General features: G+C 43.4%; 13 protein-coding genes and 8 pseudogenes. 18 read left to right on the top strand and 3 right to left on the bottom strand.

Annotation, left to right across the window (positions count from 1 at the left end):
- The 5 genes and pseudogenes from V3W49_RS22010 to V3W49_RS21990 form a co-directional block, all read left to right on the top strand.
- Positions 1 to 404 (top strand): annotated as a pseudogene (locus tag V3W49_RS22010) (hypothetical protein); the annotation flags it as partial.
- A gap of 8 nt (positions 405 to 412) precedes the next feature.
- Positions 413 to 1,024, top strand: a complete 612-nt coding sequence (locus V3W49_RS22005) for a hypothetical protein (RefSeq protein WP_500148100.1) — start codon at positions 413 to 415, stop codon at positions 1,022 to 1,024.
- 204 nt (positions 1,025 to 1,228) lie between these two features.
- Positions 1,229 to 1,711 (top strand): annotated as a pseudogene (locus V3W49_RS22000) (HNH/endonuclease VII fold putative polymorphic toxin); the annotation flags it as partial.
- Positions 1,712 to 1,725: 14 nt separating this feature from the next.
- Positions 1,726 to 2,115, top strand: coding sequence for an Imm50 family immunity protein (locus V3W49_RS21995; protein WP_500148099.1), 390 nt, complete (start codon positions 1,726 to 1,728; stop codon positions 2,113 to 2,115).
- A 272-nt stretch (positions 2,116 to 2,387) separates the two neighbouring features.
- Entirely contained in the window at positions 2,388 to 2,639 is a 252-nt protein-coding gene (locus tag V3W49_RS21990; RefSeq protein WP_500148098.1) for a YxzC family protein, read from the top strand.
- Positions 2,640 to 2,673: 34 nt separating this feature from the next.
- Here the strand turns inward: V3W49_RS21990 and V3W49_RS21985 are convergent, their stop codons facing one another.
- Entirely contained in the window at positions 2,674 to 2,868 is a 195-nt protein-coding gene (locus V3W49_RS21985; RefSeq protein ID WP_500148097.1) for a SymE family type I addiction module toxin, read from the bottom strand.
- A gap of 22 nt (positions 2,869 to 2,890) precedes the next feature.
- Between V3W49_RS21985 and V3W49_RS21980 the strand changes: the two are divergent.
- The 3 genes and pseudogenes from V3W49_RS21980 to V3W49_RS21970 all read left to right on the top strand — a co-directional run.
- A pseudogene (locus V3W49_RS21980) lies at positions 2,891 to 3,636 on the top strand (RHS repeat-associated core domain-containing protein); the annotation flags it as partial.
- A 610-nt stretch (positions 3,637 to 4,246) separates the two neighbouring features.
- The gene (locus tag V3W49_RS21975; protein ID WP_500148096.1) at positions 4,247 to 4,585 is read left to right on the top strand and encodes a hypothetical protein; all 339 of its coding nucleotides are present in this window, start codon (positions 4,247 to 4,249) and stop codon (positions 4,583 to 4,585) included.
- A gap of 189 nt (positions 4,586 to 4,774) precedes the next feature.
- Positions 4,775 to 4,900: an immunity protein TriTu family protein gene (locus V3W49_RS21970; protein ID WP_500148101.1), complete on the top strand. Its 126-nt coding sequence runs from the start codon at positions 4,775 to 4,777 to the stop codon at positions 4,898 to 4,900.
- Between the two features lie 127 nt (positions 4,901 to 5,027).
- Here V3W49_RS21970 and V3W49_RS21965 read toward each other — a convergent pair whose 3' ends face one another.
- Positions 5,028 to 5,258 (bottom strand): SymE family type I addiction module toxin, encoded by a 231-nt coding sequence (locus tag V3W49_RS21965; RefSeq protein ID WP_500148095.1) that lies wholly within the window; start codon positions 5,256 to 5,258, stop codon positions 5,028 to 5,030.
- Here V3W49_RS21965 and V3W49_RS21960 point away from each other — a divergent pair.
- The 7 genes and pseudogenes from V3W49_RS21960 to V3W49_RS21930 all read left to right on the top strand — a co-directional run.
- A pseudogene (locus tag V3W49_RS21960) lies at positions 5,248 to 6,401 on the top strand (RHS repeat domain-containing protein); the annotation flags it as partial. The gene V3W49_RS21965 and the pseudogene V3W49_RS21960 sit on opposite strands and share 11 nt — an antisense overlap.
- 23 nt (positions 6,402 to 6,424) lie before the next feature.
- Complete coding sequence (locus tag V3W49_RS21955; protein WP_500148094.1) at positions 6,425 to 6,988, top strand: hypothetical protein; 564 nt, start codon at positions 6,425 to 6,427, stop codon at positions 6,986 to 6,988.
- Positions 6,989 to 7,432: 444 nt separating this feature from the next.
- Positions 7,433 to 7,554, top strand: a pseudogene (locus tag V3W49_RS21950) (RHS repeat-associated core domain-containing protein); the annotation flags it as partial.
- A 144-nt stretch (positions 7,555 to 7,698) separates the two neighbouring features.
- The gene (locus V3W49_RS21945) at positions 7,699 to 7,875 is read left to right on the top strand and encodes a hypothetical protein (protein ID WP_500148093.1); all 177 of its coding nucleotides are present in this window, start codon (positions 7,699 to 7,701) and stop codon (positions 7,873 to 7,875) included.
- An 8-nt stretch (positions 7,876 to 7,883) separates the two neighbouring features.
- Positions 7,884 to 8,495 (top strand): hypothetical protein, encoded by a 612-nt coding sequence (locus V3W49_RS21940; RefSeq protein WP_500148092.1) that lies wholly within the window; start codon positions 7,884 to 7,886, stop codon positions 8,493 to 8,495.
- 200 nt (positions 8,496 to 8,695) lie between these two features.
- Positions 8,696 to 9,202, top strand: a pseudogene (locus V3W49_RS21935) (RHS repeat-associated core domain-containing protein); the annotation flags it as partial.
- Positions 9,102 to 9,518, top strand: coding sequence for a DUF7716 domain-containing protein (locus V3W49_RS21930; protein ID WP_500148091.1), 417 nt, complete (start codon positions 9,102 to 9,104; stop codon positions 9,516 to 9,518). The pseudogene V3W49_RS21935 and the gene V3W49_RS21930, both read left to right, overlap by 101 nt.
- Positions 9,519 to 9,623: 105 nt before the next feature.
- Here the strand turns inward: V3W49_RS21930 and V3W49_RS21925 are convergent.
- Positions 9,624 to 9,710: pseudogene (locus V3W49_RS21925) on the bottom strand (SymE family type I addiction module toxin); the annotation flags it as partial.
- A gap of 21 nt (positions 9,711 to 9,731) precedes the next feature.
- Between V3W49_RS21925 and V3W49_RS21920 the strand changes: the two are divergent.
- The 3 genes and pseudogenes from V3W49_RS21920 to V3W49_RS21910 form a co-directional block, all read left to right on the top strand.
- Positions 9,732 to 9,950, top strand: coding sequence for an HNH/endonuclease VII fold putative polymorphic toxin (locus tag V3W49_RS21920; protein ID WP_500148090.1), 219 nt, complete (start codon positions 9,732 to 9,734; stop codon positions 9,948 to 9,950).
- Between the two features lies 1 nt (position 9,951).
- On the top strand, positions 9,952 to 10,353 hold the full coding sequence (locus V3W49_RS21915; protein ID WP_500148089.1) for a hypothetical protein: 402 nt from the start codon (positions 9,952 to 9,954) through the stop codon (positions 10,351 to 10,353).
- Positions 10,354 to 10,371: 18 nt separating this feature from the next.
- Positions 10,372 to 11,045, top strand: a pseudogene (locus V3W49_RS21910) (RHS repeat domain-containing protein); the annotation flags it as partial.

Raw genomic sequence — 11,045 nt, 5'->3', positions numbered from 1 at the left:
CGATAGGGTTGCAGGGTGGGCTGAACCTGTATCAGTATGCGCCGAATCCGCTGGGGTGGGTGGATCCGTTGGGGTTGGCTACGTGTGGGGTTGTTAAGGCCAGAAGTCGTAGCAATGCCCTTAAACTTGCTCAGCAGCATGCTCAGGTTCCCAGAATATCCAGAGGGGGGCAGGATATAAAACTTAGTGATTTGAATGAAAGCAGTCGTGGGGTAAATTGGGGGAATATGAAGGCTGATGGAGCACAGAAATTAGGACGTCGTAATCCTCACGGAAAAAATAAGTGGTTTGAACATCCTGATGGGCATCCAGATGCGGGCCAGCCCGGTATTCCAGAGCATCATGCCGAGGGGCATATACATGCAGTTGACCCCAAAGGAAATACTGTTATTTTTACCTGGTGAGAAAACGTATGATTACAGAAAGAATAGTTAGATTTCCTTATGAGGAATGGATGAGAGAAGTTTTTTTTGGTGATAATGATTTAGTATCCCTACCATATTGTGTATGTTATCAATATTATGTTGATGAAAGTGATTGCGGGGAATTTGGTTTTTCCACAGAAAATGCGTCTTATATTTTATCCTGTGTTTTTGGTAAGGAGGTTTCGCTCTATACAGGCCATGGCGTCAAGAAAACGGAACACATTGATATAAATGGATTGTATTTATATGGCGATTCTTTAATTAATAATAATTTGTTAAATAGCTATTCCGGGTTCTCGTCCATTGAGTTAAAGAATAAACTTAGAGAAAAGAAAGGGATGGTACCAGTTGCGAACGTCGAAAAACCTTGTTTGTATAATATTCAAGTTGATGACAGATTCGATGTGTTGAAAATAAATGAATTAATAAATATCAATGCGGATTTTTTCCTTAGTAGATTTTTCATGCCAGAGGCAGGGCAATCTATGTTGATTTTTGATTTGTCTGTTTGGAGCGAGATAAATAAATGTGCAAGCATTATTGGTGTTGATTGCGTGGAGTTAAATTCTATTGATGAATTAAGTGAAAAAAATAGATAACGCTGGAGGGTGGGACATAGAATGGACTATTGCAGGGGGAGTGTAAATGGATGGAGGGAAATGTCCAGGCAGATGTTTAAAAAATTGCGGATGGATTTATCATTCAGCAGTCAGGAATGTCTTATGGTATTTGTTTTTATTAGGTGCTAAGGCCTCTTAGATTTTTTTCATTAATGAAATAAAAAATATCGATCTACACTACCTATTTTTAGCGACTACGATCCGGGCGTGGGGCGTTTTACCACTCAGGATCCGATAGGGTTGCAGGGTGGGCTGAACCTGTATCAGTATGCGCCGAATCCGCTGGGGTGGGTGGATCCGTTGGGACTTACTGCGTGTGGCCCTAATAAGAAAACTTCGTATGAAGGGATAAGTCGGAGAGATGCATTTAGGCAGGCTAAACGTGATGCAGGAATACCTATGAGACAACAACCAAGTGCGATTACAAGGCCTGATTTATTAGATGGAAGTGGTAAGAAAATATTAGATGATAAGGGGCTGCCAGTAAAAACTAGACAGTATGAATTTACTGATGAAAATGGCAAGACTGTTTTTATCCAGGAGCATAGTTTGGGGCATGCTAAGGCGACCATCGGCCATGGGGTTGAGCCTCATTTTAATATTAGGCCGCCTGAAAATATAAATACCGGTAGTGTGCCGGGGACGCACGGTCATTATAATTTCTAAGAATGGGGGGTGATATGTGGTTTCAAAATGCAATGGGTAGGGAAAAAATAAAATTTATGTTTGGTGGTGATTTTGATATTAAAAATATAGAATTGGGTAGTATTACTCTGGAAAGGTTTTCAGATTTGAAAATTAACTTTTTTCACAAGGGGCTAACCCAAAATCACCCAGCAAAATGGGATGGGAAAGGGTATAATGCACTTAGTTTTATCATTACTTTTGGTGATATAGTTGAATTAAAATTATCAGGTTCAAAAGTTGGTTTTTTTTGTTCTCCAAAAATAAGTTCGATGAGTGATTTTTCTGAGATTATAGTAAATGAAGATGATCTTGAATTATACTGCCGCTCTAAATTTTTAACAATAGAAAGCATTGAGCCATATATCGACGAGCGATGGGGATGATTTTTATATAATCGGGGTGAATACTGGCTTTGGTTATCGATAATATTAACGTTTCTGATATTAGATAGAAGAAACAGTGATGGAATGAACCTGTATTAGTATCTCTTGACCAGTTAAGGTGGGGAGGGATTTTCGTTAATGGATTGGATCGCTCCAGTGCTCAGCATGCGGTTTCGGTGAAGCCAGTCACTAACTGGTGTTGTGGCTTTTCGAACGATGAAGGTGGTATTCCGATTTAATTCGAATGGTGAATATATAGGGCGGAGGTAAATATGAAGGGAATCCATGGAAAAAGTGACTTAATCAAAAAGATACGAAATTTACTATCAGGGCTTGAAGATAGGAGGGCTGTATCTGAGTGGGCGTTTGATATTTATAACGATAATTCTTTAAGAATCTCTGGTCCAGTGATCTCTAACTACCTGGAGATATTAGGCGCGGTAGATTTACCATCCTCAGATAGAAATTATTTATATACTGAGGAGGATTTTAAAGAATGGATAATTGAATTAAACCGTTCCTGATCGCATCAAGTCGGAGAGATTCCCCGATCCTTCTTTAGCCGTCAGTTGTCTGCTCCGTCGTCAGGAGCAGGCAACCCGCTTCGATCTTTACAGTCACCGAACATCGGGTATCAAACTCCGCTTCCCTGAGCCAGTCCCCCTTGAGGTGCAGGCTGGGGCTGCGTGAATAGTGGGTGGTGATGATATTTCTGCTCTCACGGTGGCTACTGACATAGCCGATCCTGTACATATTCTGGAGCGCGACGCCGCAGCCGGTAGTTAATAACCGGCTTGGCCAGTGGCAAAAAACCTGTTCTTTCGTTATGACGCGCGCGGCAATCTGATTCAGCGCCGCCACGGCCTGCATCAGCAGCAGTATCGCTACGACGCCCTGGGCAGGCGCATTGCGAAAACGGTCACCACCCGGCGCGGCACGGTGGAAACCCGCTTCCTGTGGCAAGGCTGGCGCCTGTTGCAAAGCCGGGAAGGGGAGCGCTGCGCCACTTATCTGTACGATCCGAACGAAACCTGGAGCCCGCTGGCGCGAGTCGATCACCATGTCCAGGCGCAGGACGGAGAATGCTACTGGTTCACCACTGATCTGAACGGCGCGCCGCTGGAGGTCACCGACGGCGATGGCGCGGTGCGCTGGAGCGGGCAGTATGGCAGCTTTGGCGAAGTCAGCCACCAGACCGCGGAAAGCTGGGCGCTGCGTCAGGGCAAACCGACCATCAACCAGCCGCTGCGCTACGCCGGGCAGTACGCCGACAGCGAAACCGGTCTGCACTACAACCTGTTCCGCTACTACGATCCGGGCGTGGGACGCTTTACCACTCAGGATCCGATAGGGCTGGCTGGTGGGCTGAATTTATATCAGTATGCGCCGAATCCGCTGGGGTGGGTGGATCCGTTGGGGTTGAGTACTCGTAGAATACAGTTGCCGGGAGATAAGACATTTGAAACATCTCGTGCCGCTCGAAGAGAAGCAATGCGCGGAGCTGGTATTCCTACATCTCAGACTTATCAGGTTCAGGTAATAGAAGATATTTCCCAGTCTGAAATTTCCAAGCAGAACTCAGGTATTTTACATGAGGAAAGAATTATGTAAAATGGAACTGAAATGGGGCGAGTGAAGGTCCATCATCAGGGACATGTGTTTACAGATAATAATACGCATGAATATCCTCATTACCATGGGCAGAAAGGGGAGCACTTTTCATATGAAAGTGGAAAAGTAAGAAACACTAACAAATACAAAGGAAATAGGTGCTTTTGATGGAGAGAAAATTAGTCATAGATGCAAAAAAAACGTTGGAAATCATTGGTGTTAAATCTAATTCCGATGATGAGGTTTTCGTTTGGTTGTATTCTCCTTTGGAACAGGGAGCATTTATTGAAGAAATAACCTGCTTTTCTAATTCGTTTAATATAAAGGATATTGTTTTTTAGAAGATGACTTTTATCCAACTTTAGTAAATGCGAAAATAAAAAAAATAAAAAGAGGGGTTGGTAAAATCAATGTCCCTGAGCTGAAGAAATATATTAAAATAAAAGAGGGGGATGTTTTTTTTGACGGTGAGTTATTTTTTGATTATGTTAGTGTTGAAAATAAAATACAAGAAAAAAGTATGTCTATACTATGTGATGCCATGTATAAAAAAACATCAATAAATATTCTTTTACGTAATGAGTGCAGTAATTGCGATGCATCACCTAAAGCCATCATAAAAAATTATTTTGATAATTCTATATATGGTGTTTGTAGGCTTTTCATGGGGGAAACCATTGATGGAAATAGATTCGCCATAGCTGTCAATACTGTTAAAAATAACAGTATAGCTAAAGATGGTTTTATAAAGGAATGTCACTCCAAGGGGTTTGATAAAATCATTCAAAATTGTACTCATATTTACCCCTTGAAATTCGATAACCAATTGAGTTTCTTGAAATCTCGTCGCGGGGAATGACACTTGAGTAATCACAGGATACCGGCTGATGGGTGAAGATTCGGAAATATAAAAAAGTGCGCGGGGCTAAATATGGCATGCTTAACTGAATAAAGTAGATATTAAATATCGTAAAACTGATGCTGGAATAAAAATATTCTCCAGGATGTAAAAAATTAGGTTTTATCTCGTGGTGACTATGAGGTTAAAATCAATAACAATGACTTTACTGATAGTCTGGTTGTTGATTTTGAAAGTGAAAATAAGATTGCCCGCTTTATTGTATGGGATGATAATACATGTGCTCTGGAAGTAATGGTCGTTAATGCCGGGTAATATATTATTAATGACAGAAGAGAGTTATCTGAAAAGAACGAGGCACTAGATACCTTTAAAGAGTTCAGTGATCTTTTAGATTAAATTAAAGCCGGAAATATCTTCCCGATCCTTCCGGCTTTTTGTTTTAACCGTCTGTTGTCTGCTCCGTCGTCAGGAGCAGGCAACCCGCTTCGATCTTTACAGTCACCGAACATCGGGTATCAAACTCCGTTTCCCTGAGCCTGTCCCCCTTGGGGGGCAGGCTGGGGCTGCGTGAATCGTGGGTGGCGGTGATATCCCTGCGGCTCTCATGGCGGATACTGGCATAGCCGACCTTGTACATATTCTGGAGCGCGACGCTATAGCCGGTAAGCAATAACCGGCTGGGCCAGTGGCAAAAAAACTGTTCTTTCGTTATGACGTGCGCGGTAATCTGATTCAGCATCGTCACGGCCTGCATCAGCAGCAGTATCGCTACGATGCCGATAACCGGCTGATTTCAGCCAGCGGCACCGGGCCGGAAGGAAAATTCACCGCCAGCTATCGCTACGACGCCCTGGGCAGGCGCATTGCGAAAACGGTCACCACCCGGCGCGGTACGGTGGAAACCCGATTCCTGTGGCAGGGCTGGTGCCTGCTGCAAAGCCGGGAAGGGGAACGCTGCGCCACTTATCTGTACGATCCGAACGAAAGCTGGAGCCCGCTGGCGCGAGTCGATCACCATGTCCAGGTGCAGGACGGGGAATGCTACTGGTTCACCGCCGATCTTAACGGCGCGCCGCTGGAAATCACCGACGGCGATAGCGCGGTACGCTGGAGCGGCCAGTACGGCAGCTTTGGCGAAGTCAGCCACCAGACCGCGGAAAGCTGGGCGCTGCGCCAGGGCAAACCGACCATTAACCAGCCGCTACGCTACGCCGGGCAGTACGCTGACAGCGAAACCGGTCTGCACTACAACCTGTTCCGCTACTATGATCCGGGCGTGGGGCGCTTTACCACTCAGGATCCGATAGGGTTGCAGGGTGGGCTGAACCTGTATCAGTATGCGCCGAACCCGCTGGGGTGGGTGGATCCGTTGGGGTTGGCTGCTGATGATTTAGTTCGATACAAACCAGCTCCTACTCTAAGTGCCGAGCCAGGGGCGAGAGCGACTGCAATTAGCCGTGCATGGGGTGAAGAAAGAGAGTTGGTTGCTGCTGGGGGAGGGAGCAGAGAATGGAATGCTGCCGAACGTGAAGTAATTCTTAGTACAAAGAATAATCGCCAACTTTCATCGATAATGTCCGAGATGGGATATACTGGGCATCATATTAATAGTGTTAAGGGTAATGGTGCTCTGGGTGGAAAGTGGCAAGGTGATCCAAGGAATATAGTTTTCCTCCAGAATGCTAATCATCCTAGTGGTTATGATGAACATTTAAATGGAAATCAAGGACATCGTGGCAGCTATGAGAACCCAGGCAGAGGACGGTTAATAGACCGTAGCCGCACTCGTAAGAATCTGATAAGTTGTCCATAAGTCAACATTATGTGAGGTAGATCATGAGAAATATTGAAAATGTGCTAAATGACTTCGTAACGGTTTGTAATAAATACTCCATTCCTGGACATTTTGATTCGGTTGATGATTTGGCTAAATTATTCACGGCTAGCATGTCAAAATCTACTGAGCTGAATTTTTTTTATAAAAATTATAATCCGACAGGATTGAAAATTGAGACCGGCTTTACACCAATAAAAATTTATTCTGTTACTGATTTAGGAAAAGGAAAGATCGGTTATGAGAGGTATCCTGATGAGTTTCTGATCATCGGTGATGACTTAGGTGGAGGGAAGCCAATAATTGCTGTTGTAGATATTGAAAACACACCTATTTATGCTAGCTATGATGTTGGAGAACCATTTAAAATAGCAGATAATTTCTGCGATTTTATTGTGTCGATAACAAGATTAATTGATCTAGTATATGGCTCTTATAATGTCTTTGATATTGCAGATGATAATGATGAAATAAATCCTGAGTTCATCGAGAGTCTAAAGTTAAATATCTCCCCAATAATAGGGAAGGATAACTTCAATGCCTTTTATGATTATTTCTATAGGTAGATCTGGTTGCTAATATGAATTGAGAAGGCTAAGCTTGCTTTTTAATAATAAATGCGGGGTTTTTAGCAATCAATTCTCTTAAAGATAACGATATCTCAAATCGAGTAGATAAATATTGTTACTATCAGGTTATCCTAAGCGTGGATAACCGATGTGAGTGTTTTATGATTTTTAATAAAAATAAATCTTAAATGAAAGTAGATTGAACTTCAAAGCTATAGGGAAGGTTATCGTTCAAGATAATAAGAAAATTTTTCTGCTTAGTTTGATAGTTTAAGGGAGGGCATGAATAAAAATAACCTGCTAAGAAAACTTTTCTCGTCATTACGCGGAGGTTTATAGTGATTATCTCCATCCAGTTAGAGAAATTATGGATCAGATATATATTTGGATGCAAAGTAGTATCTGTACGGTAACTGCGGGGACGGTGAGCTTTTCCAAAGCTACTACGACCCGGGCGTGGGGCGTGTTACCACTCAGGATCTGATAGGGTTGCAGGGTGGGCTGAACCTGTATCAGTATGCGCCGAACCGCTGGGGTGGGTGGATCCGTTGGGGTTGGCTACGTGTGGGGTTGATAAGGCCAGAAGTCGTAGCAATGCCCTTAAACTCGCTCAGCAGCATGCTCAGGTTCCCAGAATATCCAGAAGGGGGCAGGATATAAAATTTAGTGATTTGAATGAAAGCAGTCGAGGGGTAAATTGGGGGAATATGAAGGCTGATGGAGCACAGAAATTAGGGCGTCGTAATCCTCACGGAAAAAATAAGTGGTTTGAACATCCTGATGGGCATCCAGATGCGGGCCAGCTTGGTATTCCAGAGCATCATGCCGAGGGACATATACATGCAGTTGAGCCTAAAGGAAATACTGTTATTTTTACTTGGTGAGAAAACGTATGATTACAGAAAGAATAGTTAGGTTTCCTTATGAGGAGTGGATGGGAGAAGTTTTTTTTGGTAATAATGATTTAGTGTCCCTACCATATTGTGTATGTTATCAATATTATATTGATGAAAGAGGTTGTGGGGAATTTGGTTTTTCCACAGAAAATGCGTCTTATATTTTATCCTGTGTTTTTGGTAAGGGGATTTCGCTCTATACAAGCCAAGGCGTCAAGAAAACGGAACGCATTGATATAAATGGATTATATTTATATGGCGATTCTTTAATTAATAATGATTTGTTAAATAGCTATTCCGGCTTCTTGTCCATGGAGTTAAAGAATAAACTAAGAGAAAAAAAAGGGATGGTGCCAGTTGCGATTGTCGAAAAACCTTGTTTGTATAATATTCAAGTTGATGGCAGATTCGATGTATTGAAAATAAATGAATTAATAGATATCAATGCAGGCTTTTTTCTTAGTGGATTTTTCATGCCAGAGGCAGGGCAATCTATGTTGATTTTTGATTTATCCGTTTGGAACGAGATAAATAAATGTGCAAGCGTTGTTGGTGTTGATTGCGTGGAGTTAAATTCTATTGATGAATTAAATGAAAAGAATAGATAGCGCTGGAGGGGGGACGTAGAATGGACTATTGTAGGGGGAGTGTAAATGAATGGAGGGAAATGTCCAGGCAGATGTTTAAAAAATTGCGGATGGATTTATCATTCAGCAGCCAAGGATGTCTTATGGTATTTTTTTATTTAGTGCTAAAGCCTTTGGGATATTTGTCATTAATGAAATAAAAATATCGATCCACACTACCTATTTTTAGCAGCTACGACCCGGGCGTGGGGCGCTTTACCACTCAGGATCCGATAGGGTTACAGGGTTGGCTGAAGCTGTATAAGTATGCGCCGAACCCGCTGGGGTGGATGGATCCGTTGGGGTTATATAAAGGTGAAGGACAAAGAGGATTAGGTAAGTATCATGTATTCCATTAACATCGGTTAGAACCATCAGAATATACTCTTACAGATAAAGAGCACTTTAGTCGAGCGAATGAATCAGTGCATCAGCGGTTGCAGGTCGACCCAGAGTTTAAGCGAGAGTTGCAGACAAAGTATCCCGGTGTAGTGGAGCATGTTCAACCTATGAGAAACGGGAAGTATAGAGGTTCATCACCAAAAGGTATGACTTGGCATCACGGTGATACACCTGGTTCTCTCCAACTTGCTGATTTCAACGATCACAAGAGTTATCATAAAATTTATCACCCTGATGGTACTGGTAGTCGTAATAAATGGGGCGGTGGGACTGCCTGTCGAAAATAGCGAGGTAATGATGGTTACTTTTTTAGGTTTTAAGGAACTGCTTAATAGTTACAAAACGCTGCCAGATGTAGGATGGTTGTACGTTGATGAATCATTTAATCTTGGTTCAAAAGATGACATAGTTAATGGGCGTTACTATCTTGCTGAAAATGAAGATGAGGAGATGGATTTTGAAGAAAATTATGGAACCTTTTTAGAGTCCCCTATTTTTAAAGCAATAGTAGATAATACCTTAGATCATCATCCAGATTCTGGAAAAATTAATTTTTTAAACGCCACGCTTTATTATCTTGAAAATGATGATTTTTTAGATTAATAATTAATCGGAAGTGATACTGATTGTCACTTCCGGTTTTTTTACCCATCAGCCAGTATTCTACCGGCGTCAGGTTATGGTTATTCAGGGATCCATGAGGTTGACGATCTTTACCATCACTAGACATCCGGTATCAAACTCCGCTTCCCTGAGCCAGTCCCCCTTGAGGTGCAGGTTGGGGCTGCGTGAATAGCGGGGGGTGGTGGTAATATCATGATTGGTAAAAATAACCAACCAATCAGAACTAGAGAATATCACTTTGTTAATAAGGATAATAAAATCGTGTTGATTCAGGAGCATAGTTTAGGTCATCAAAAAGATGTTTCCGGACATGGTGCTGAGCCGCATTTTAATACCAGAAGCATTGACAGACCAGATGCAGGAAACTTTCCCAAAACACACGGTCACTATAATTTCCCGTGGAGCGATTAATATGAATCTTATTGATGTGATTAGTTACAATAACTTCTTGAAAAGTTTGTTTCCTGACGGAATGGACGATAACGTTCTAATAGGGAAACTTTCCCTTGAGCTAGGTGGTAGATTTGGAGTGAGTATCCATACAAAACAGAGGCCTGCTAAAGAAGTACCAAAGTGGGGAAAATGGGGAGTGGATTATAATGTCATAGTTATACATCTTTTGGGCGGGAAAGGGGAAACTGTTAATGTAAAGAACTGGAATGATATTGAATATTCAAAAATGTGTCTAAAAAAATGTGAGAATGGATTTAGCATTCAGCACTCAGGTGTATTCCATGATATTTATTTTTTATTCGATATTCTAACTTTTCAGAGTTGTAGTACATATATTGATGGCGGTACCGAGAGTATATAAAGTTAAAATAAAAGCCGGAATCGGCTGGGCCAGTGGCAAAATCTGTTCTTCCGCTATGACGCGCGCGGCAATCTGATTCAGCGCCGCCACGGCCTGCATCAGCAGCAGTATCGCTACGATGCCGATAACCGGCTGATTTCAGCCAGCGGCACCGGCCCGGAAGGGAAATTCAGCGCCAGCTATCGCTACGACGCCCTGGGCAGGCGCATTGCGAAAACGGTCACCACCCGGCGCGGCACGCTGGAAACCCGCTTCCTGTGGTAGGGCTGGCGACTGCTGCAAAGCCGGGAAGGGGAGCGCTGCGCCATTTATCTGTACGATCCGAACGAAAGCTGGAGCCCGCTGTCGCGAGTCGATCACCATGTCCAGGCGCAGGACGGGGAATGCTACTGGTTTACCACCGATCTGAACGGCGCGCCGCTGGAGGTCATCGACGGCGATGGCGCGGTACGCTGGAGCGGGCAGTACGGCAGCTTTGGCGAAGTCAGCCACCAGACCGCGGAAAGCTGGGCGCTGCGGCAGGGCAAACCGACCATCAACCAGCCGCTACGCTACGCCGGACAGTACGCCGATAGCGAAACCGGTCTGCACTATAACCTGTTCCGCTACTACGATCCGGGCGTGGGGCGCTTTACCACTCAGGATCCGATAGGGTTGCAGGGTGGGCTGAACCTGTATCAGTATGCGCCGAA

The sequence above is a fragment of the Rosenbergiella sp. YN46 genome (assembly GCF_036620675.1).
Lineage (GTDB): Bacteria > Pseudomonadota > Gammaproteobacteria > Enterobacterales > Enterobacteriaceae > Jejubacter.
The sequence above is the reverse complement of the archived record's forward strand: the minus strand, read 5'-3'. Positions and strand labels throughout refer to the sequence as shown.